The organism is Bacillus sp. IBL03825 (assembly GCF_024712505.1).
Taxonomy (GTDB): Bacteria; Bacillota; Bacilli; order Bacillales; family Bacillaceae_G; genus Bacillus_A; species Bacillus_A wiedmannii.
The window spans coordinates 1940385-1964109 of record NZ_JAMXKE010000001.1 but is presented as its reverse complement, the minus strand read 5'-3'; the positions used below and the strand labels follow the sequence as shown (position 1 = coordinate 1964109).

The window sequence follows — 23725 nt, the reverse complement described above, 5'->3', positions numbered from 1 at the left end:
CTTATACCGGCTGTAGCTCCTCCATAAAATCAAGTAAAGATCCTACAGTAAGAAATGCCTTTGGATCTACCTCATCCTCTGGAACGCATAGCTTTACATCCATTTCTATGTAAACTATGAGTTGTAACATCATTACCGAATCTATATATAAATCTTGGTTTAAACGCATCGTTTCTTCTAAATGCGTTACATTTTTCAGTTCCATTTTTTCTTTCATAATTTTCAATACTTCATTTTTTAATGTTTCACGTCTCATGTTGTAACCTCTCCCATCTCTAGTAACTTTCTACTTACTTTTCCAGTTTTATTTTTCGGAATTTCAGTTACACTTTCAATCTCATGTGGAACTTTATAAGCTGGTAAATGCTGTATACACCATTCTCTTATTCGAACCGGATCAATATGAGAGATTACTTTCGCTTTAACTATTTCGCCCATCACAGGATGTTTCCCTCGATATACAATTGCCTCTTTAACACCTTCTAGTCGAAGCATCGTTTCTTCTACCTCTATAGGAAAGACTTTTAATCCTGAAACGTTAATCACATCATCCATGCGCCCCATAAAATGAAGGCCGCGCTCAGATTTATACCCCAAATCTTTCGTGAAAATTTCCTTATCGTTCATTTTCACTACGATTTCTTCAGGCATATTTTCATCTGAACCTATGCTTATACTCGCATGAGGTAGTGGATGTCCTAAATCTAAATGGCTTTTCATATCATGACATATACTAATACAACCTGCTTCAGAACAACCGTATTGCTGCATCATATATGTTGTCGTTTCTTTTAGTTTATAAAACAATGCTTCTGGCAAAGGCGCTCCGGATGTCATAATTTTATGAAACTGAAACGTTCCTTGCGGGAAACTCCCCATAATATGTAACATAAGTGGTACTGCATATATGATATGTTTTTCTGTATTGCGAACTATATTTAAGGCGAATTTAGGGTTTTTATTTGTAATGATGATAGGTTTGCTTCCCCGCGTAATTGCAGATAACGTACCACATATTAGTCCGTATGAATGTGAAACAGGAGCCATAACAATCGGCACTTCATCTACTTCACAGTTTAAAGCTTCATTATAAGCCGTAATTTCTGTATCCACTTCCGCCCATGCTCTACGAATCAGTTTTGGTTCTCCCGTAGTTCCAGAACTATATTGCAATAAAGAAGGCTCTTCGAGTAAAGCGTTCACTACTTCTAATTTCGTAAAATCGCCATATTCTCCATATAATATCCCGATACAATTTGCACGCTTTGCCATTTCAATAGCCGTTTCTTTTGGCGTATCTTCATGTATAAGCAATACTGATAATTTCTTTTCTTTTAAGAAAAACACAAGCGTAATAATATCGAATGGATCTTTCAGACAAAGCGCAAATCTATTTCCTTCTGCTTCTTTAAATTGTTCCATTTCCTCATAAACTTGTAATCTCAAATCAAAATCACTTTTGCTATACTCTTGTTTATTAACGATTAGCATAATTTCCTCCTGTAACAACTGATTTTTGTTTCATAAGTTGTCTTGCTCTATACAATGGATTTGGAACTTCATGAACAAGCGATTCCACATCCATATATAATCGACGCTTCGTTAATTGCTCAGCATAGAATGTAGGAGTGTATAGCTGAATACTTTCAAATCTATCTTTCAAGTGTGGATATTTTCTAAAATGATTTTCAATTTCTTCGACAACTATTATCCAAAAACTTTCTTCTTTCCAATCATATTCGTCTGCAAGTACGAAAGCTAATTCTCCTACATTAAATAAGAACAGTGCATCTAATACCATCTCTTGTAAACATTCAATACGATCCATTTCAAAGAAATCATTCATTTTTCCATCCGCATACGTTTTATGCATTTTAGTAAAGTCTGGACATTTATTCATTTCTTTTAAGAATGGACGATAAAACTCAAGTCCTTCATGGAAATCCTTTAATGCAATACGGACAGGTAGCCCTTCTTTATGAACTAAAATCATATTTTGTCCGTGTGATTCTAATGCGATTCCATGCTCTACAACAAGATGTATAACTGGTATGATCGCTTTTTGAATCAGTAATCGTAGCCAATTTTCTATCCCATATTTGTTTAACCATGCATCAATAACTGGTGTCCCGTCTTTCTCTTTTGCATATAAGCCGTTAAAGGGAACCGCATCCTCTTTCTCATTTAAATATTTATGAACGCTTTCACGCCAAATGCATCCTAATGAACCATATGTGGCTTTCTTATTCGTATCATACGTTACACTCGAAAATTCCTTTAGCAAAATAATGCGCGATTTATCCCTTAAATAAGAATCCTGACTTACGACATCACTTAACCAATTCGATATAGCTGGTGCACTCACAACTGAATATGGTTTCAGCGTACGGAGTGTTGAAGTGTTAAGTATGTTCAGCGATAACTTCACATATGGTCTCTTTGGATTCGTAACATTTCTTAACGTCCTCATCGATTGTTGCGCGCAATAATCATCCTCTGATTTTCCTAAATAAATAATATTTTTATCCTGTAAATGATCAGCGTAATTGGGAATGATGAAATTCTCCCACTGCCACGGATGAACAGGTATAAACACGTACTGCTTTGAATCGCATCCCGCACTGTGAATTTGTTCCATATACACTTCTAATGTATGCTCGCCTATCTCACCTTTTAAAATATTGTCATAAATCACTTCATTTTCATAACCTACAGCCGCATATTTCTTATGCGCTGCAATCCATATAATTTTTATTGATCTCATAAATTCATATCCATATTGAAAATTGTCACGATATTGAAATCCAATGCGCGCTTTATAGCTAGGATGATATGGATGACCGTCTATTAAATGGCTTTCAAAGTCATCGTACGATTTTTGAGTATATTTCACCTTATTATGTCTTTCATATTGTGCAATTGTATCTTTAAATATCGTTTGTTCTAATTCATGAATAAAAGAATCTAATTTCGTTTTTTCCACGTTAACAATCCGAAAAACTTCTTCCAAAAATTGCGAAACTGATTGTATTTCTTGTTTTTCTTCTTGAACTCTTATTACTAATGAATCTATAGAGATACGTCCAAATGTCATTCGTTCTCTTCCGTAACATTCGTACGTGACACTTTTGTTGTCCTCATCAAATCCTTGTATAAGAAAAAGAATTTGTTCTTCGTTTTCTATGCGAATTGGCGTAATAATTCCCTCATAAATTAACGACTCTACTAATTGACGTAACACTCTTCTTCGTACTGAAATGTAATCTTCTGATTCAAGCGCTTTCAATATTCTCGTATGATACATGTCCACTCTCATAACTCCCCCGCCTTACGAAAAAATACCATTATTTGTATTACGTGAAATTTTAACGTTATTTATGAACGTACAGCCACTTCTCTAACGAGCGGATTCTGTACCTGTACGTAAATTGCTTGTTCTAAAGGATTACTTAACTCATCGACATCGAAAAATCTCGTTAATAAATTTGCTTTACATGCCAACTTATGCTCTTCTAACAATTCTCTTAAAAAGGTAGAAGGTTCACGGTTATACGGAAGGAACGATTCAAGTACAGACCTTAATTCAGAGAGAAGAATTTCCTCCTTAATTAATCCTGCTGTGCCAAAACCGTTAATGAGACCAAACATATGATTGAAAATTAAGTAGTAACGAAATCTCTCATCTACAATATAATCGTCATATAAATTTCCAGTACGCTCTCCAATGCCAGCCAACTCATTATTAAGCATCTCTTTCATTGAATTACAGAAATAAAACCCTTGATTATCACGGAAATAATATTTGACCGGATAACCATTCTTTAGCTGAACAACGCTATTTTGCTGATGCGCTTCTAATGCAACACCATAACGTAAGTACATCCATACCATCGGCTTTAAAGAAATATTCATATATCGTCTAAACCAATCTAAACTTACTTCTTCACAGCTTCTACCTTCTAAATCTGCTAGTCGATGAATAATATTCGATAAACGAGTACGTTCCCCAGGTATAGCATCTTGCACTAATCCAGCAATTAAAGTAGCGTCATTTGCATGTTCACCATAAAAAGGATTCTCTCGTATAATTACTTCAAATCCAGATTCTTTTGCCCCATAATTTAATGTAATAAATGCTGGATCACAAATAAAATCAAAACCTGGAAACTTCTCTAACACTTCACCAATTGCTGTATTTAGCATTTCCTTTCCTTCAAGACCACTCTCTAGTTCCTTCAATTTATTAATACGCATTGAATTTGTTACTTTTACTGGAAATGAAAACTTAAGCATATATTTTGATTGGGGATGATATAACGTCCTAAGTGATGATGTTGCCATATAATACTTACCGACAGGACCGATATATTCAAGTACTCCTTGATCTATCCAATCCTGTACGTATGATTGGTGTAATAGCCATTCTGCCTGAAGCGGATGAATTGGAAGTAATGAATATTCATCTTCATTACAATACTTCGATATAAATTCTTTACTAACCATCTCATCATTACGTAACTCTTCTTTTAGAATTATTGTTGTAGAATCTAACAATAATGATTTTTCATTTACTATACTTTTATGTGCCCTAAAATAATGAAGCTGACATTCTCCTTTTAATTCTGGAGAATACATGGCACTTTTCCATTCCAAAATACCTTGTCTACTCTTTGGAGTTGGATGCGTTAAATGTCCAAATAATAAAGATTGCTCCGCTTCTATAAAGGATGTATGGAAACCGTATAATGCAGATGTATCTTCTATTCTCTCCCTTGTAAATTCTTCAATATTTTGACAACTACGGATAACTCGAAGCATAAGTTCAGCAGGATTCGTCCCTTCTCCGTAGTTGATAGACATCTCTTTTATTAAGAACGTAATAACTGTAACATAATCTGCTTTTATAACATTCTTATTTTCTCCCATTTGATAATAAAATTGTTCTCCAAACAAATGGCGATCTGTTGCTGATTTATATATAACTTCTCCATACAAAGTAATGTGTTGTGCCGATAGCCGACAATATAAATATGTGGGGACTATATCTCTATTCAACGTATTACTGAAGATACTTTTCATTTTTTCATCCTCTGTAATCCATTCTCCACTCCCTGTTTCTCTTAAATAACAGTTTAAAAAACTTTGTAATGTTGCATGTTCTGCGATTTGTTTCGCATGCTGCATATTGGTCCTCCTCTTTATATTAAAGCTATCGAAATTTTATATAATAAACAACAATTGAATATCGTTATCAATTATGATTCTAATTGATAACGATATTCAATTCAATAGTATATTTCAGAATTTTTTTATCTAATTTAATTTTTCTTGTTTTCTCTCTTTTCTTTAATCTAGTTAAAAATTCACGAAAAAAATACTCAATTTCAAACTACATACTTACTATTTTTCATTAGTAATCCATCCAAAATAGTTAAACAAAAGAGATATACCTTAATTGGCATACCTCTTTCAAAGAATAAGTTTACATAATAATATTATTTATATCTCTCCAACAATAGGCTGTCTCTTCTACCTGTACTCGCTCTAAAAATTTTGTATCAATTTTTTCTGGATTAAATTTTTCATAAAAATTTTTAGAAGGATTATTCGTAACAACCCATACTAAAAGTGATTGCATATCATTATTTATACATTCTGATAATAGAGATTGAAATAACTTTTGTCCTATTTTCATTCCTTGATACTCTTGTAAAAGGTAGATCGCATATAATTCCCCATCACAATTATATGCACCACTTCTTTCCACTCCCCCGTCAATGAATCCGATTATTGTTTCATCTGACGTCTCTGCTACAAATCTATATTGGTATGTATCTTCTTGTTGAAAAATGTTTTCCCATTGTTTTTCTCGTTGCTCATATGTTATATTTTCTAAAAATTCGTCAGCAAATATCCCTTTATACGTTGTTTTCCAGCTATCAACATGCACCTTTGCTATACCTCGTATATCATCTTTTATCGCTCTTCTAATATGTATTTCCATCATTTCTCCCCCCTTGTTATTCATCATTATATCAATTTTTTTCCTTAAAAATCCAAATAAAAAAGAGCGAATGCACTTCACTCTTTTTTATCATAATTATCTACTTTCCACTTCAACTGAAACAACACGATCAATCTCTTTCAGGGAACTATATAACTCTGTTGTATATAAATCTTCTGGAGCTAAAATAACCATTTCCAGTTGCTGAAATGCTCCACTATCTATATCTTTAATTTTTACGCGTTTCACATGCATACCTAAATTTTTAATTTGCTTAAATATACCATCTAACTCATGATGCTCTTTTACAGTAATTTTTATAGATAAATCTTTTTGTCTTAATGAATACGGACCTGCAATTTTCACAAGTTGTGGAAGTACGTTAATTGCTAAAATAATTAAAATCATAGCAACCGTCGCTTGTAAATAAAAGCCTGCCCCAATTGCTATACCTAAAGCTGAAGCAGCCCACACCATAGAAGCTGTCGTTAATCCAGAAATAACATCATTACTTCTTCGTAAAATAACACCTGCCCCAAGAAAACCAATCCCACTCACAATTTGAGCAGCTAGACGCATTGGATCCATATTTGTATGCCCTGGAACAGAATATACATGTACGGCTTCAATTGAAACCATCGTAATTAAACAACTTGCTACAGAAATAACCATACTTGTTTTCACACCAAGCGGTTTATTCTTTAGCTGCCTATCTATCCCGATGAATAATCCTAAAAAGAGTGCTAAACCTAATTTGAGTAAAAATTCATATGACATATTTCCATTCTCCTTACTTTACAATATTTCCCTTGGAATAATTCACTATAACTCTTTTATGATATCAATTCCAGTCTTTTCTATTCATTCAACGTAAAAAACCGAAAAAACATTTGTAACGATGTTTCTCCGGCTTTTTATTATGCTTAAGATTCTTCTTTATTTCTGATCTTTAATCTTAATCTCTGCATCTTTGTAGAATGCTAATTTACTGTCATTATACTCTTTTGTAAAATTGTTAAATTGCTCTTTTGATTTTTGTGCTTCCACAGTTAATTCATTAACAGCCTTAACTTTTTCACCAATCTCTTTTAATTTCGTTTCTTTTACTTTTAATTTTTCATACAGTTCTTTTTCAGTCGCTAACGCCTTCGTATAATTTTCATTCATCTTTTGGAATGCATCATAACGTTTTTTATACGACTCTTCTACCGCTTTCGCTTGTTTTTGTAACTTCTTATCTTCAAGCTTCTCTATATTTCCTTGAACAGATTTTGTTTCTTTCTGAGCTTTTTCTAGCATTTCTTTCTCATTTTTCAATACTTTTTCACGGTCATCTACATTTGCAGTAGCTTGCTCTATTTTCTTCATAACAGCGTCATTATGATCTTTACCTTCTTGTAAAATTTGAGAATATAGCTCTTGACCTTCATTCTCTAATTTCTCTAATTTCTTCGCTTCATCAACTAATGATTTTTCTTGTGTCGCTGCTGTTTCAAAAGCTGTGTATAGATTTTCTTCTGGTTTTTCACCGAAACAACCTGTTAATAGTCCTACTGATAGTGCTCCAACTACTGCTACTTTTCCATACTTCAACGTTCATTCCTCCATTACATACGGTTATCATGCCAAAGATTCACTGGAAAGTGACTCTCTTCATGATAAGCTTCAAACTCATAACCCTTTTCTTTTAACCCTTTTAAAATTGCTGGCACAGCAGCAACTGATTGTGGGTGAATGTCATGCATTAAAATAACTTCCTGTGGTTTTGTTGCATTTGTTAATACGTTTTGAGCAATTTGTGCTGCCGCTGCATCAACTTGCATTTTGTTATATTTCCAATCTAATGAATCAATTGTCCAATCCCATACTTTAAAACCGCCCTCTACCACTTTATTTCGAAGACCTTCATTTAATCCAGGCTTCGAACCGTATGGTGGACGTGTTAATTTAGGTGATTTTCCAATAATATTTGCGATTAAGCTTTGATTTTCTTTCATTTCATTTACATACTCGCCATTTTTATATAACTTCGCAAAATTATGTGTCATACTATGCATACCTACATAATGACCCTCTGCATTTTCACGTTTCACTAAATCCGGAAATTCTTTTACATTCGCTCCAATTAAAAAGAACGTCGCCTTCGCATCATGCTGTTTTAACATATTTAACAATTCAGCCGTATATTTCCCTGGGCCATCATCAAATGTAAGATAAGCAACTTTTCTTTCTTTTCCATTAAAACGACTTGGTGCCGTTTTATTCATTTCTACTTTCGGTTGTTCACTTGCAAGCTGTACTACGTTTTCTTGTTTTGCAACAGCCTTTGCTGGTGAAGTAATGGATTGAAACATGAAATACCCAATAGCTACTGCTGCAATCGCTATTAAAACGACTACTACTCGTTTAATTTTAAAAGCTTTTTCCATTCTATCGAATTCCTCTCCCTATTAATCTTATATATAAATCACCCAATATAATTATACATCTATTTATTTTATTACACTATATAAACAGACCTATATATGTATTATAGTGGGAGTTTTATCAAAATGGTTGTTCCTATTCCTTCTTTACTTATAAAATTAAGTGTGCCTCCATGAAGCTCTATCATTTTTTTAACGATGGCTAAACCGAGACCTGCACCTGTAGCATTGTTATTAATCTGGTAAAATGACTGTTCTATATACGGTAAATGCTCTTTAGCAATTCCAATCCCTTCGTCTTTCACCTTGATCACTGCTTGTCCTTCATTTTTAGTCGCTTCAATATGAATTGTACCTTTTTCATGTGAATATTTAATAGCATTTTGAACGATATTCAAGAAAATTTGCTTTAGCCTATTTCGATCTCCCATCAATTCAATTCTTTCTATCGTATTAATAAATTGAATTTGTTTCTCTTCAGCGTTAGGAGTTAATTGCCAAATCGTCTCCTCTAGTATATCGTACATTTGTACATTTTGTTTATATAAATTAAAATGATTTGATTGTAATCTTGAAAAATCTAGCAATTCTTCTACTAAATGAATCAATCGGTCTGTCTCACCTGAAATAATTCCCATGCCTTGCTTTATCTCTTCTTCTGTTAAATGATCTACCGTTTTTAACGTCTCACTCCAACCTTTAATTCCAGTTAAAGGCGTTCGTATTTCATGAGAAATAGAAGCAATGAATTCATTTTTCATCTGTTCCGCTTTTTCTATTTTATTAGACATATGATTTAAACTATATGCTAACTCACCTAATTCACCTGGATAATCTTCTTTAATTTTCTTCTTTAATGTACCTTCTGCAATTTGTGAAGAAGCATGAATAATAGATTCGATAGGTTTAACAAACGAATTCGCTAATCGTCTACTGATTAAGAATACGATACCAGAAATGACAATTCCAACTGAAATAGTAAACATAATAATTTCAATAATCTTTGCATTTACACTCGTTAAAACAGTCGTATATTTCAAAACACCTATCGTTTGTCCTTGATGAATAAGTGGACTAATCACTTCTAATTGTTTCACATTTTCTTTCGTAGCAGTCACTTGATGATACATTTCTCCTTCTAGTAACGAATACGGAATAACTACTTTACCTTCTACCTTTTGTCCACTTGACGATTGTATAATCGTACCATGTCGATCAATTAATTGTAATTCAGTTCCTTCTAACTGAAAGCTCTCAATTATATCCCCGCTGTATTCTTGCAAACGAATAAAGTATAGGGAATTGTATTCAGAGAAAAATCGTGTACTTGTCTTCGCATGAGATTCTACATATTGCGCAATACCATTATAATAATATCGATAAATGGAGACTGAAAATACGACTTCAAATAATACAAGCATAAGTATAATGACCGTCATAAAATATAAAGTCACTTTTCTTTTCATCTTATACTTTCCTTCCACACATATCCTTTTCCCCACACAGTAAGAATAAATTCAGGTTCTGATGGATTACATTCTATCTTTTGGCGTAACCGCCTCATATTTACATCTACTACTTTCGTCTCACCTACATAATTCGTTCCCCAAATCATATTTAAAATTTCATCACGTGAAACCGGCTTTGAAGCCTGATTCATCAAATACTGTAATATCATATACTCTGTAGGGGTTAAATCAACTAACTGTCCACTTTTATATAATCTTTCTTCTATAACATTTAACGAAAACGGGCCAGATATGATCGTATTCGCTTTTTCATCATGTACTTCTATTCTTCTTAGTAACGATTGTATACGTGCAGTTAGTTCCACTGGACTAAACGGCTTTGCGATATAATCATCTGCACCAATTCCTAGTCCTTGTACTTTATCTTCATTTTGTACGCGTGCGCTTAACATAATAATACCTATTTTCTTATTTTCTTCCCGGATGGATTTACAAACTTGAAAACCATCAATTCCTGGTAACATTACATCAAGTAATGCTACATCAACAGTATGTTCACATAAAATCTGTAACGCCTCTTCTCCCGTACTAGCTTCTAACACATAAAATCCAGCACGTTTCAAATTCAAGACGATAAAACTACGAATAGGCATTTCATCTTCTAAAACTAAAATTGTTGGCATAATTTCCACCTCCCTACTCTTGTTGATAATCCGCTAGCGGTTTTACATATGCTTTCACTTTTTCAAAATGTGATTGTTTCGGTACAGCATATACGTGAGAAGCTGTTTTAACTGTTGCTTCGTATCCTTTTATTTTGAACCATTCTTTCCGCTTAAATATATGGACTTCAAGCCATAGTTCATTTGTACTTGTCTCCAAAAACTTTTGAGAATTTGATTCCTTTTGCTCATCTGGTATCGTAATTTTTCCAATTAACTCTTCAGGAATTTTCACATAATATCCTTTTTCTATATCGATATATCTTTCTTCAATTGGTTTAATTCCAGATTCACTCCACTGTATGTAACGTTCAAAAAGCGGACTATCACCATGTGATTTATCTTCCCAACCTTGCGGACGCACTGTACGAACAAATTCAATAATGCCGTCTTCATTAACATCTTTACTTTCTACAACATATTCATTGAACAAATCTTCTTTCCCATCTATAGGCAATACCTCATAATGACCCTTATCAAATTTTGCTACATATGTTATCCCTGAATGAGCGCCAACACCTGCGTCAATTACAATCGCCTTTAGTGATTCAGAAATGCGGCCCATTTGTATTCTTTGAATGCTATTTATAAATGGATCGAATGATGCTTCAGATAAAGTTTTAAATTGTTCCATAAACTCAACTGTCAACTTCTCATCTTTTTCATACGTAACAAGGCTTATATCTTTCAGTCCATTTTTATTTAAATCCTCTATGAATAACTTCGTATAACTTCGATTATATATTTCCTTCATATCTTCATTTTCTTCCGAAAAAACATACATAACATGTTCTAACGATTCACGACTTACAGAAATTCCGATTAATAACTCTCGCTTCCCGTTCCCTGTAAAATCACCGACTTCAACGATATCTACATCTCCACCATCAAATCTATGCGTGGACTTTACTTTCCAGCCATTTCCAACTTCTTCATAGACAGCTAAATATACGCTATGATCTTCATTCGGTAATTTATAAAATAAGATGGCTTCTTTCTTATTATCTTGTTTAAAATCCATTGACCAAATCATCTGTTTATCTTTATTAGACATTGGAGTAAGCAATCGATAATTAACAGGCAAATCTTTATCTATTTGCTCTTTTAGTTCATTAATCCATTTTTCATTGGCGGGAGCACTCATTAAACTTGTTGGAGCTTCAGACATTTTACATCCAGTCAACATAAAAATGATTCCCATAATGCCTATCCATTTCTGCATATGATATCTTTCCTTATTACAGATTTTCATTATTTCTCTTTACTTTTTGCTTCTCCAATATTCTCATACATATGAGTATAATTTTTCTAAAATAAAAAATCGTTACAGAAAAGTTACAAATCCATTCCGATAAAAAAAGATTGGCGAAAGCCAATCTTTTTTTATTATTCATTTCGAACTGGTTTTGGCGTTACACCTAAATGCTCATTTAATTTTTTCGAAATATCTTTTACATTTTTTTCGTTTGGAATGTAATAATAAATACCTCCGATACGTTTATCCGTACCTTCTATTTGCATTTTTTCCATTTCCAAATTAGATCCTGCCATATTTTTTGTAATTGCAAGCATATCATCGAAAGTTAAGTTCGTTTTCATATTTTTATCAACCGCATCAAGTAAAGAGCCCATTTTGCTAATTGATTGCACAGACATCGCTTTTTTTGCAATTGCTTCTATTACAAGTTGTTGTCTTTGTCCACGCATTGCGTCACTATCAATTTTACGCGTTCTTGCAAGTGCAAGTGCTTGTTCTCCATTTAAATGTTGGAAGCCTTTTTCTAAATGAATCATACCCGCTTGGTCTTTACTATCTTGCTCTGTGAAAGTAACAGGTACATCAATATCAATACCACCAAGTGAATCGACAATTTGTACGAATGATTCAAAGTTAAACTTCACATAATAATCAACAGGAACATTTAAAAATCTTTCCACTGTATCTCGTGTACTTTCAACACCACCAAATACGTGTGCGTGTGTAATTTTATCTAATTTCTTTCTAGATGGGATATATACACGTGAATCACGCGGAATACTTACTAATTTAACTGATTTATCATCTTTATTAATTGTTGCTAATAAAAGTGCATCTGTGCGAACAGCTTCACCATATTGACTTTTTCGCATTTCACTACCATCTACACCCATGATTAAAATTGAAATGTTATCCTTTAAAGGTTCAACTTCTTTATCACGCTTCGATGACTTATCAATTTGTGCATACGCATCACTTACAACAGCTTTTGCTTTATTATATATTAATGATCCATATCCTACTCCTCCAAAAATAAGTAGGAAAAATGGAATTAAAATGAACCATTTTATTGACCTTCTTTTAGAACGTTTTTTATTACTTCTCGTATTTTGTTCTAATTCAGAGCTCATCTTCATTCGCCTCTCTTTCTCTTTCCCTAGTATAATGTATGTCTAGTATTCTTCATATTGAATTTCCTTTCAAACACCTTACATTTTTGTAAGGTTACATGATGAATCCAATATGTATTCCATTTCACATTATACTCTCGTGCTTATTTTTGGCAAGTCACTATTTTCCAACTTCAAATATTTAACACTTCGCAACATCCGAAATTACAGATTTATAAATTTATCCGTTTCGAATCCTTCAATTTTCACCTAAAAAATCAGCAATGCAACAATACATTGCATTTTATTTTTTCTCGAACGGTGTAAACATTGTTTTCTTCCCATGATTATAAATGAAAGCGGATTTTGCTTTTAGTTTCACCTTATCTATTTCTATCTCTTCATTTGAGAAATTCACAATAATTTTAATATCTTTTCCATATGAGGCAGATTGGACTAATTTATCTTCTGACAAATATGCAAAGTTCGTCATTTCTTCTTTTACTGCCTTTTCATGAACTTCATTCCAAACTTTTAGATGCTGCGTAATTTCTTGTTTATGTTTATTCCACTCTACTTCATCTAAATGGTACAACGGAGGCACATTATACAATAACTCATATAACATTCGGTTTCCTACCTCATCTTTTACTTTCAAACTTCCCCATTCCCAGTGGTGCGTTGTAATTACAGAATCGTTGTATACTAATTTATATAACGGTACCGAATATACTGGATTTAAATATACTTGTTTATATTCTTCTTTTAACGGTACTTGTTTTGCATATTTTTCTGGAACATTTTGATTCGGCGACCAATATCCGCCCACATAATACGGACTTGTTTTATTTTTCCTCATATCTTCATCGTCCCATTTAATAACAGGCGTTTCAATGCCGTGAGCAAATGCAATCGTGCTACTTGCAAAGTCATTTCCGCCTTCTGAGCCAACTACCATACCTTTTTCTTGCGCAATATAATCCATTCGTTGCAACCTTGCTTTTAAATCTTGTTCTTGTGTCGTTATATGTTTGGCCGAATAATCATCATAAATTTCACCTGTTGCATCACAATCAATAAACCATGAATTATATTTAGGTCCATTTTGTAATATCTCGTTCATTCGCTCTTTTACACTAGGAAGAGATAAAGTTGGATTTAATTTTCGCCCTCTACCTAAAAATCCTTGCACTTTTTCTCCATTTTTCTTCGTCACAGTTGCCTCTTCATATAGCGATGAATCCTGAAAAGAAGCTGTATTCCAATTTTTATCAGCTTTTTCGTGAATAGAATGATAAGAATCATACGGACCAACTAAATATCCTATTTTCTTAGCTTCTGTCACGAAATCAGGCTGCATATACCCTTGTTCCCAGTTCGGTAGCCCAATCCATGCATTGTCTATTCCTGATTCTTTCATTTCCTTTATAATATCCGTTCCATCTGCCTTACCCCATTTACTTACTTCTTCAACCGCATCACCGAGCGCCGACTTTAATACATGCTTATTTAAGTTATATAACTCCATCTTCGATAAGTGATCTACCCCTTTGTTTAATAACTCACTAGCCTTCTGATCAACATTTTGGAAAATATCCTTTTTATACAATTCCTTCATTGATAATACTTCATTTACATAACGCAAAATAACATTTTTTTGGTACTTATCAATGAAATCTTGTTTACTTACTTGCTCAAACACACTCAGTTCTCCAGGCTCCGAACTATTCTTTTGAATAAGCCCTTTTATATGACTAAACACAGGACTATTTATTTGTTCTCTTATCTTCGGCCAATTTATGTTACTGTCAGACAAACCATTTTGATTCCAAAAATAAAAATGAGCCGCACCATAAAGTTTTTCAATCTCTTTATTTTTTCTAGCTTTTTCTTGTAATGTTTTAAATTCACCTTTTTGAGCAATATTATCCTTATACAGTTTAGCAATACTGACTGCATCATTATTTGTCACATATAATTGAAATCCATATGCTTTATTTTTATTTATACGCGGGAATTCATGTATAAAATCAAATCCTATTTTCGGATCGGAATGAAATTTCAATTCATTATTAAACATATTGTTCGCAATATATACAATGGAATATTTCGAACCATTTAACGCAAAAAACTTCATAGAAAATGATTCAGCAAATGAATATGCATCATCCTTTAAAAACTTCTTCCAATTTTCATCATTACTCGGAATTTGCTTTCCTTCCCATAACGGAAGTGTATAATTTTCAGCTTGTACTTTCGGCCATGTAAAACTTTCTGCACCAGTCGATTCCACTTCAATATTTAAGTGATCTTTTTTCTTTTCTAGATTCACTTTTACTTTTTGATCTGGATATTCCCAAGATGTGCGACCCTTGTCTTTTTTTACATTCGACACCTTCATTTTCGGTAACGGCTGTGATGCCTGTTCCTTTACACCATCATGTTCTACAGTTAACGTGAAAGTCTCTGGATTTACATCGTAAGTGAACTCTTTATAGGTCGCTTTCTTTACCTTAGACTCTTGTACAGTATTGCTACCTTTTACATCACACCCGACTAAAGTCGAAAATGGCATCGTTGTAAGAAGACATATTGCTATCATTTTTTTCATCTTCTGCACCTCCACCACTGAATATACAGGAGCTTTGTTACAGGAATGTGGCAAAAAAATAGAACCAGCATAATGCTAGCTCTATTTTGAGTATTATAAATAAATGTGTATGAACAACTATAATCTGCTTAAAGTATATGTAGTACAATAACCGTGTTTTTTCATCTCCACTAAATATAAAAGCAAATAATTCGAAGCTTTAACATGCATTTCTTAACTAAAAAAATAAGTGTATATAATATACCCTAAAACTAGCACTAAAATTACTAGCGCTGTACCTTTCCAATTCATACCACCCGCCATATCAACTGGACTACCTGTTTCAGCTCTGTTGAGTCCATCATGTAAAGAACCGGTAGGATTATTTTTCAATTCACTTTGCCTTACACGTTCTCTTTTTTCTTCTGGTGACTCTTTATTCATATAATCACCTCCAAATTAATACACGCTTTACTAAATTATACATTATTACTTTTCTTATATATGCCAACTGAAAAGATATTTACAACAAAAAAAGCTAGCAATGCTAGCTTTTTTATAGTTCTATATGTTCTTCTTTATTTACAGTAATTCCTCTATGATCGATTTCTAGCTCACACACTTTCATAGACGTAAATACTCTCGCTAACTGTTCAGCAATTTCTTGACGTTTATCATATGGCGTTAATATAAAAATAGATGGACCTGCACCACTAAGCGCTGTGCCGTATGCGCCAAACTCTTTTGCACATTTACGAATTGAGGGTAATAGCGGTACGAGTTCTAAACGATACGGCTCGTGAAAATGATCTCTTTCCATCATTTCCCCTACAACTTCCCACTTCTTTTGACAAAACGCAGCTACTAATACGTTGCTGATTGCACTAGCCTTAACTGCTTCATGAAAAGGAAACACATCTGGTAATACAGATCGGCTTTCCTCTGTATTTAACTCTTCATTTGGAATAAGAGAAATTACACCTAATTCCTTACTTTCAATTCTTACAACCGAAACATTCTTTCCATCAAGTGCTCCGATTACAGTTCCTCCTAATATAGAAGCCGCAACATTATCTGGATGCCCTTCAAAATTTGTTGCAATTTGAACTTTTTGATCAGTCGTTAAGTTCAAATTACCAAGTTGATTCGCAAGCTCTATCCCTGCTACAATTGCTGATGCACTACTTCCTAGACCTCTTGTAAGCGGGATATTACCAGTAACTTCTATTATTTGAGGTGATAAAGAAGGACATACTTTACATGCCGTGCTAACGATTAAATTTTTATCGTCTGTCGGAATTGATTCTTCAAAGGAATGGATTACTTGCCATCTATCAGCTTTTTCTTTTACCACCACATCTAAATATAATGACAAAGCTATTCCTACTGAATCAAATCCTGGTCCAACATTCGCTGTACTAGCAGGAACACGAATACTTAATGGTATCACGACATAATCACCCCTTTAATATGCTCTTTAATTTGTTCTATATTATTTGAAACACTTGCAATGTCTAATGTATTAGAAGAAATTGCGATATCAGGATCTTTCAAGCCGTTTCCAGTTAAAATTGCAACAACTGTCTCTCCTTTTTTGATTTTTCCAGATTGAACATGTTTAATTACACCTGCTAATGAAGCATTTGATCCCGGCTCAGCGAAAACCCCTTCCGTTTTTGCTAATAATCTATACGCATGTAAAATTTCTTCATCTGATACCATATCTATTTCACCGTGAGACTGTTCAGCAGCCTCTACTGCATATGACCAACTTGCGGGGTTACCGATACGAATCGCTGTTGCAATTGTTTCAGGTTCTTCAATGACATGTCCTTTTACAATAGCAGCTGCTCCCTCCGCTTCAAATCCGTGAATTCTTGGCTTCTTATAGCCTTTTTCTTTCTCATATTCACAGAAACCTTTCCAGTACGCTGTAATATTCCCAGCATTCCCAACAGGAATCGCTAAAACATCTGGTGCACTTTGCAACTGGTCACAAATTTCAAATGCTGCTGTCTTTTGCCCTTCAATTCGATAAGGATTCACTGAGTTTACTAATGTAATCGGCTCTTCCGCAGCAATATTTCTTACAGCCTTAAGTGCATCATCAAAATTTCCTTCTATTGAAATGATTTCAGCTCCGTAAGCGACTGCTTGCGCTAATTTTCCATGTGCAATCTTTCCTTCCGGGATTACGATTATACATTTCATTCCAAGGCGTGCCGCGTATGCTGCGGCCGATGCTGATGTATTACCTGTTGATGCACAAATGATTGCCTCTGAACCCTCTTCTTTCGCCTTCGCGACTGCCATTACCATACCACGATCTTTAAAAGAACCTGTCGGATTCGCTCCTTCGTACTTACCGTATAACTTAATCCCTAATTGTTTTGATATATTTAATAGCGGAATAAGAGGTGTATTTCCTTCCATTAAGCTAACATCAGGTGTATTTTCATTCACCGGTAAATAAGAAGCATACTGTTTTAATAATCCTTTATACATATTGTTTTTCCTCCTCAATAATGTAATAACTGTTTATTTCACTTGCGACATCTTCTATCGCTCCTAGTACTCGTTGAAATTGATACTTTGAAGTTTGATGTGTCACAACAACGACTTCTGCAAGTTCGCGATTTAAAGGTAATTGAATCACTTCTTTTAAACTCACAGAATAATTAACGAAACATTCTGTTATTTTTTGCAACATCCCAGGTTCATCTCGTAATGAAATACGTAAGAAATATTTCGAAACGACTTCTTCATCCCCTTGTAACTCATATGGCTCTGGTTCTTTTAACGCACTTTTACTTTTCGGAACTTGATTCATATTTTTAACGATTGAAATAATATCACTTACTACAGCAGAACCAGTTGGTAACTTCCCAGCTCCAGGCCCGTAAAACATTACTTCTCCTACTGCTTGACCGTGAACATATACTGCATTAAATTCATTATTTACATTCGATAATGGATGATGACTTGGTAAAAGAGTCGGTTCTACACTTAAATGAATGGCTGACCCTTGTTTCTCTGCTTTACCAATTAATTTCATAGTAAATCCTAACTTTTCAGCCATTTGTAAATCTTCTTTTTCGACCTTTCGAATCCCTCTTACTTGCACATCATCTAAAGAAACATTCATCGAAAAACCTAAGTTTGCAAGAATGGCTACCTTTCTCGCCGCATCTAACCCATCTACATCCGCTGTTGGATCCGATTCTGCGAAACCTAATTTTTGCGCTTCCTGTAAAGCCTCTTCATACGACCATCCCTTTTGACTCATCTTTGTTAACATGTAATTTGTTGTTCCATTTACAATTCCCATTATTTTTTCAATTTGATCTGAAGCTAATCCGTCTGTTAATCCTCTTAACACCGGAATACCGCCCGCTACACTTGCTTCATAACATAGATCACAATCATTTTCGTTCGCTAATTGAAGAAGTTCTGCACCGTATACAGCCATTAAATCTTTATTTGCTGTCACGACATGTTTCTTATTTCGTAAAGCCTTAACAATATGTTGCTTTGCTTCTTCAATTCCGCCCATTACCTCTACTACAATATCAATATTTGAATCATTTAGAACTTCATCAACATGACTTGTTACTACGATCCCATCAATGCAAACATCACGTTCTTTTTCTAAGTCACGTACAACGACTGTCTTTACCTTCACTTCATACCCTGTATCAAGTGCAATTTTTTTATAATGTTCTTTCAAAATATGGACAACACCACTTCCGACCGTACCTAAGCCTAACACTCCAATATTAATAACGTTATTCATCTTCTAATCTCCTCCTACAATTTTATTTTTTATCTCTATCAATCACCTTGCTCTGTTTTTTAATCATGCAGGTGGTGGTTATTTCCGTACGTACAAATCGTTTCATGTTACAGCACCTCCTTTCAAAGTAATAAAAAAACACACTCATCCCTAGGAAAGGGACGAATGTGTTTTCGTGGTTCCACCCTTGTTCCAATCCAGACTTATTTCCTTCTAGATTGCTCAAGTTCAGATAACGGCTGATTCCGTCAATAATTACTAGATTACTCGTTCACTATTGAAGTTCAAAGGTGGTAAAATCATTTCTCGTGTTAGGAAGCTCACACCCTTGGCTCCCCTCTCTGTAAACCGTAAAAATGATTCCGTGTCCTTATCGTTACTTTTTCGTTCATGTTTATTTGTTAACTCATTATACTCGTATAAACAACAAAATCAATACTATTTTTTAATTATTTTTAATTTTCAATCTCTAACTCCATAAAAAAACACACTCATCCCTAGGAAAGGGACGAATGTGTTTTCGTGGTTCCACCCTTGTTCCAATCCAGACTTATTTCCTTCTAGATTGCTCAAGTTCAGATAACGGCTGATTCCGTCAATAATTACTAGATTACTCGTTCACTATTGAAGTTCAAAGGTGGTAAAATCATTTCTCGTGTTAGGAAGCTCACACCCTTGACTTCCCTCTCTGTAAACCGTAAAAATGATTTCATGTCCTTATCGTTACTTTTCGTTCATGTCTATTTGTTAACTTATTATAGTTATCAACTTTTTAAAAAGCAAGCCTATTTTTACTAACTATTTTCAAGATACTATTTTATTATATTTCACAATAACATTATGCAACTACCTCTCGATTTACCTATTTCGTTATTTCTCCAGTTTGTAAATCAACAGTTCATATATAAATATTCCATTCCAAAACGATTAGAAATCCGCCTTTAAAAATATATTACTAAAGTTTTTTTCAATACAATCTTTTCGTATAACTTTCTTCTAAAGAACGTGCAATATCTTCTTCTGAAGCATTCACTTTCGCATGCTCCAACAACATTTTTGCTGCTAAAGGTAACTCTTTTTTATTTAGCCATGACTCTGAATCCCACATCTTAGAACGAATAAAAGCTTTTGCGCAATGAATATAGCATTCCTCTATTTCAACAACAATTCCAAGTAACGGATTGCGTCCATTTGCCTGCATTTCTTGCAAAATTTCTTCATCGTTTGTAATGAATGCTCGGCCGTTTATTCGGAGTGTCTCCCCAAGACCAGGGATCAAAAAGAGTAACCCTACGTGCGGATTTGAAATAATATTCAAAATGGAGTCTATACGACGGTTGCCTGGTCTTTCTGGAATGATAATTTTATTATTATTTAATACGTATACAAATCCAGGTGCGTCTCCTCTCGGCGAAGCATCACACTCTCCTAATTTATTTGCAGTAGATAATACTAGAAAAGGAGATTTAGACAGAAAATCTATGCAATGATGGTCTAATGATGAAATAACTTTTTTCAAAGCTCGCTCACTTGGTCGCCCCAATATTTTTCGTAACTCTTCCTCTGTTGAAATAATCGATTTTATTTCCTTATTCTCTATCCCCACTTATACCCACCCCTTTTTCTTTATTTTCCCAAAATTCAATACAAATATTGTATAATATAATTGGCAGAAAGGGGAATTTAAATGACAGAGTGGTTAACAATATTTGATACTGAAAATAATATACTTGGGAAGAAATTACGTGATGAAGTGCATCGCGACGGTGATTGGCACGAAACATTTCATTGTTGGTTTGTAGAAAAAGATGCTGAAGATATGTTTTTATATTTCCAATTACGCTCTAAAAATAAAAAAGAAGCTCCGGGTATATGGGATATTACTTCAGCTGGACATATTATGCATAATGAAGATGTACAAATTGGCGGTCTTCGTGAAATTGAAGAAGAACTAGGGCTTTTCTTTCAAACTACCGATTTAGCATACAAAGGAATCTTTAAAATAGATTATGAAATTTCAAATCTTACTGATCGTGAATTTTGTCATATGTATTTTCATAATGTCATCAATACACTTCCATTTGCACCAGGTGAAGAAGTAGACGATGTGATGAAAATACATGCAACTCCTTTTCTACAACTATTAAAAAGAGAGATTTCATCTTTTACGGCTATTTCTGTTTTAAGCAATACACCGATAACGATAACATTTGAAGATATTTATCCGTATGATCTTGCATACTATGAATTCGTTGTAGAACAAGGAAAAGAATTACTAAAAAATAATAGTTTATAAATAAAATAGGACTCCCATTTTAAAGTACTTGGGACTCCTATTCTTTATCCTGCTATTTGCGTGCAATAAGAATCCCACCTCAAATTTCTGTAAATGCAATGAGTGAGTTTGAAGTCGGGCGCCCGTACGAGTGGGCTAATAATCAGTAGATAACAGACACAATCCGAGTGATTTAAAATCCATTTTATTTTCTCTCTTTCGATGTCTGGAACATACTTGGCAGCGTTACAAAGCGTGCCCCTTTCGTTTTTAACTGCGGAATAATTTTGTCTAGCGCCTCTACAGATCCTTGTAAATGCCCGCCTGGAGTTGAATGCTGAAGTATGACACTACCTGGAAATGAATTCCCTAACACATTATTTGTAATCGTATCAGCGCTTACTCCTTTCCAATCAACCGTATCGACACTCCATTGTACAATCATAAAATTTTGCTCTGTTGCCCACTTCAATTGATTTTCAAGTATTTCACCGTATGGCGGACGAATAAATTTCGGTGCATAACCAGCTAAACGATTTAATATTTCTTCTGTTTTTATAATTTGATTACGATACTCCGCCTCATTTACTTTCGCTAAATTTGGATGGCTGTACGTATGATTACCAATTACATGCCCTTCATTTGCAATACGTTTTACTACATTCGGATACTTTTCTGCGTTTTCACCAAGCAAGAAGAAAGTCGCCTTCACATTATGTTGTTTTAACTTATCTAAAATTTTCGGCGTAAATTCTAAATCTGGTCCATCATCAAATGTAAGAGCGACTTCCGCTTTATTGTACGACCCTGAAAATGCATACGCATATTTTTCGACCCAAGAAAATGGTGTCCACGATCCACGCTCATATACTTTCATTTGTACTGTATAGTTTTGAGGGATATATGCGTATGGCAATGAGCTTATATAGTCTCCATAATAAAATGAGTGATATGGCATATAGGCGTACGAAACATCTCGTTCTAGTCCCCATTGATATGGGGCAAACATTTCTGACGAATAAAAATAATACATGATAAAAACCTCCCTAAAATTTCATATGTGATTCATCTGCACTTTGTTAGAGAAATTATTATTCATGAACAAAAATAAGACTGTCCATAATTAGGACAGTCTTACTGCTTTATACAATTAATAAATCGATGCACTATCTTTCGGCAAAGCTTTCACATGTTTTAAATAGCCTGTCACTCTGTCATCATCACCTTGCGGGTATTGATACCCATATGTGTTAGCAATTTCGTTCGCAACTTTTCTAAATAAATCGCCCATTACAAAAAATGACTCCCATATGTTTTCATATTCAGCATCCGAATAGGTCCGTTTAAATTGCTCCCACATATCTTTTTCAATATATTGCTCGAAAAGCTTTCCAAACTTCCCTACATTAACTGTAAAGTCTGTTTTCATACCAATATGCCATTCTAACATTACGATAAACATATCCCGCACCGGGCCATCAAGTATTCCTTTCGCATAAGAAAGTTCTTCTCTCCATAGTCCTTTTGCCACATTCGTACTACACCACCAAAATTCATTACAGCAATCTAAAAACTCTTTTTCTGTAGGCTTTTTTATTAAGTAGTCTTTATCGCTTGCTGGTGGAAATTCATCAATACAATCATCTTTATCCAGAAGCAGTTCACTTAAACTATCTTGTCCAACAAACTTATTTATCAAATCAAATGGAACGAGCGTTAAATCAATTCGATTTCCATCCATAAACTGCATTAAATACGGAAATTTCCCGTCTTCGTCCGCTGGAACTAATGACATTTCTTCTGGCATTTGTACAATCATTATTTCTCCAAATCTACGTATCCAATTATGATTAGACGTAAAAGATTGTATATCATTTACAACATACATAATATCATAGTCTTGAAAACAATCTTTTTTCACATTTGGATTTACACGTGATCCATTCATGATGACAGCTCGAATTCTTTCATCCTCTTTTGCTGTATTAATAATTAAGTCTAGCATGTCTTTTTCAGTTCTCATCTATTCCTAACCTCCAATTTTTATATAAGCTTATATTTCCAAGTATATTGGAGGTC

At 34.0% G+C, this 23725-nt stretch carries 21 protein-coding genes and 2 other annotated features; of the genes, 1 reads left to right on the top strand and 20 read right to left on the bottom strand.

Features of this window, described 5'->3' with window-relative positions:
- Position 1: 1 nt before the first annotated feature.
- The 18 genes from asbD to NHG49_RS10075 form a co-directional block, all read right to left on the bottom strand.
- Complete coding sequence (gene asbD / locus NHG49_RS10160; protein ID WP_001250755.1) at positions 2 to 256, bottom strand: petrobactin biosynthesis protein AsbD; 255 nt, start codon at positions 254 to 256, stop codon at positions 2 to 4.
- Positions 253 to 1491 carry a 3,4-dihydroxybenzoic acid-AMP ligase AsbC gene (gene asbC, locus NHG49_RS10155; RefSeq protein ID WP_098102690.1) on the bottom strand — a complete coding sequence of 413 codons (1239 nt, stop codon included), beginning with the start codon at positions 1489 to 1491 and terminating at the stop codon, positions 253 to 255. Before asbC ends, asbD begins: the two co-directional genes overlap by 4 nt.
- On the bottom strand, positions 1478 to 3316 hold the full coding sequence (locus NHG49_RS10150) for an IucA/IucC family protein (RefSeq protein ID WP_142315041.1): 1839 nt from the start codon (positions 3314 to 3316) through the stop codon (positions 1478 to 1480). Before NHG49_RS10150 ends, asbC begins: the two co-directional genes overlap by 14 nt.
- A gap of 59 nt (positions 3317 to 3375) precedes the next feature.
- Positions 3376 to 5184: an IucA/IucC family protein gene (locus tag NHG49_RS10145; RefSeq protein ID WP_098102688.1), complete on the bottom strand. Its 1809-nt coding sequence runs from the start codon at positions 5182 to 5184 to the stop codon at positions 3376 to 3378.
- A gap of 298 nt (positions 5185 to 5482) precedes the next feature.
- Positions 5483 to 6004, bottom strand: coding sequence for a GNAT family N-acetyltransferase (locus NHG49_RS10140; RefSeq protein WP_000402429.1), 522 nt, complete (start codon positions 6002 to 6004; stop codon positions 5483 to 5485).
- Between the two features lie 96 nt (positions 6005 to 6100).
- Positions 6101 to 6781: an MgtC/SapB family protein gene (locus NHG49_RS10135; RefSeq protein ID WP_000119503.1), complete on the bottom strand. Its 681-nt coding sequence runs from the start codon at positions 6779 to 6781 to the stop codon at positions 6101 to 6103.
- A 159-nt stretch (positions 6782 to 6940) separates the two neighbouring features.
- Entirely contained in the window at positions 6941 to 7597 is a 657-nt protein-coding gene (locus tag NHG49_RS10130; RefSeq protein WP_064474229.1) for a YkyA family protein, read from the bottom strand.
- A gap of 14 nt (positions 7598 to 7611) precedes the next feature.
- Positions 7612 to 8433 (bottom strand): peptidoglycan-N-acetylglucosamine deacetylase, encoded by an 822-nt coding sequence (locus NHG49_RS10125; RefSeq protein WP_064474230.1) that lies wholly within the window; start codon positions 8431 to 8433, stop codon positions 7612 to 7614.
- A gap of 101 nt (positions 8434 to 8534) precedes the next feature.
- Complete coding sequence (locus NHG49_RS10120; protein ID WP_258125898.1) at positions 8535 to 9896, bottom strand: sensor histidine kinase; 1362 nt, start codon at positions 9894 to 9896, stop codon at positions 8535 to 8537.
- Entirely contained in the window at positions 9893 to 10582 is a 690-nt protein-coding gene (locus NHG49_RS10115) for a response regulator transcription factor (protein WP_064474232.1), read from the bottom strand. The genes NHG49_RS10120 and NHG49_RS10115 overlap by 4 nt, the downstream gene beginning before the upstream one ends.
- Positions 10583 to 10595: 13 nt before the next feature.
- On the bottom strand, positions 10596 to 11843 hold the full coding sequence (locus NHG49_RS10110; protein ID WP_064474233.1) for a hypothetical protein: 1248 nt from the start codon (positions 11841 to 11843) through the stop codon (positions 10596 to 10598).
- Positions 11844 to 12007: 164 nt separating this feature from the next.
- Positions 12008 to 13009 (bottom strand): LCP family protein, encoded by a 1002-nt coding sequence (locus NHG49_RS10105; protein WP_000093639.1) that lies wholly within the window; start codon positions 13007 to 13009, stop codon positions 12008 to 12010.
- Between the two features lie 283 nt (positions 13010 to 13292).
- On the bottom strand, positions 13293 to 15599 hold the full coding sequence (locus NHG49_RS10100) for a glycoside hydrolase (RefSeq protein ID WP_258125893.1): 2307 nt from the start codon (positions 15597 to 15599) through the stop codon (positions 13293 to 13295).
- Between the two features lie 213 nt (positions 15600 to 15812).
- Positions 15813 to 16022: a DUF6366 family protein gene (locus NHG49_RS10095; protein ID WP_064474235.1), complete on the bottom strand. Its 210-nt coding sequence runs from the start codon at positions 16020 to 16022 to the stop codon at positions 15813 to 15815.
- A 112-nt stretch (positions 16023 to 16134) separates the two neighbouring features.
- On the bottom strand, positions 16135 to 17028 hold the full coding sequence (gene thrB / locus NHG49_RS10090) for a homoserine kinase (RefSeq protein ID WP_048559639.1): 894 nt from the start codon (positions 17026 to 17028) through the stop codon (positions 16135 to 16137).
- Positions 17025 to 18083: a threonine synthase gene (gene thrC, locus NHG49_RS10085; RefSeq protein ID WP_064474236.1), complete on the bottom strand. Its 1059-nt coding sequence runs from the start codon at positions 18081 to 18083 to the stop codon at positions 17025 to 17027. The genes thrB and thrC overlap by 4 nt, the downstream gene beginning before the upstream one ends.
- Positions 18076 to 19371: a homoserine dehydrogenase gene (locus NHG49_RS10080; RefSeq protein ID WP_064474237.1), complete on the bottom strand. Its 1296-nt coding sequence runs from the start codon at positions 19369 to 19371 to the stop codon at positions 18076 to 18078. The genes thrC and NHG49_RS10080 overlap by 8 nt, the downstream gene beginning before the upstream one ends.
- Positions 19372 to 19525: 154 nt before the next feature.
- Positions 19526 to 19757 (bottom strand) — a binding site (T-box leader).
- Positions 19758 to 19872: 115 nt separating this feature from the next.
- Positions 19873 to 20104 (bottom strand) — a binding site (T-box leader).
- Between the two features lie 234 nt (positions 20105 to 20338).
- Positions 20339 to 20977, bottom strand: coding sequence for a pyridoxamine 5'-phosphate oxidase family protein (locus NHG49_RS10075; RefSeq protein ID WP_064476338.1), 639 nt, complete (start codon positions 20975 to 20977; stop codon positions 20339 to 20341).
- 81 nt (positions 20978 to 21058) lie between these two features.
- Here NHG49_RS10075 and NHG49_RS10070 point away from each other — a divergent pair, with 81 nt between their 5' ends.
- The gene (locus NHG49_RS10070; RefSeq protein WP_064476339.1) at positions 21059 to 21667 is read left to right on the top strand and encodes an NUDIX hydrolase; all 609 of its coding nucleotides are present in this window, start codon (positions 21059 to 21061) and stop codon (positions 21665 to 21667) included.
- A gap of 184 nt (positions 21668 to 21851) precedes the next feature.
- Here NHG49_RS10070 and NHG49_RS10065 read toward each other — a convergent pair whose 3' ends face one another.
- On the bottom strand, positions 21852 to 22679 hold the full coding sequence (locus tag NHG49_RS10065; RefSeq protein WP_064476340.1) for a peptidoglycan-N-acetylglucosamine deacetylase: 828 nt from the start codon (positions 22677 to 22679) through the stop codon (positions 21852 to 21854).
- A 117-nt stretch (positions 22680 to 22796) separates the two neighbouring features.
- Positions 22797 to 23669: an aminoglycoside 6-adenylyltransferase gene (locus NHG49_RS10060; RefSeq protein ID WP_064476341.1), complete on the bottom strand. Its 873-nt coding sequence runs from the start codon at positions 23667 to 23669 to the stop codon at positions 22797 to 22799.
- Positions 23670 to 23725: the final 56 nt, after the last annotated feature.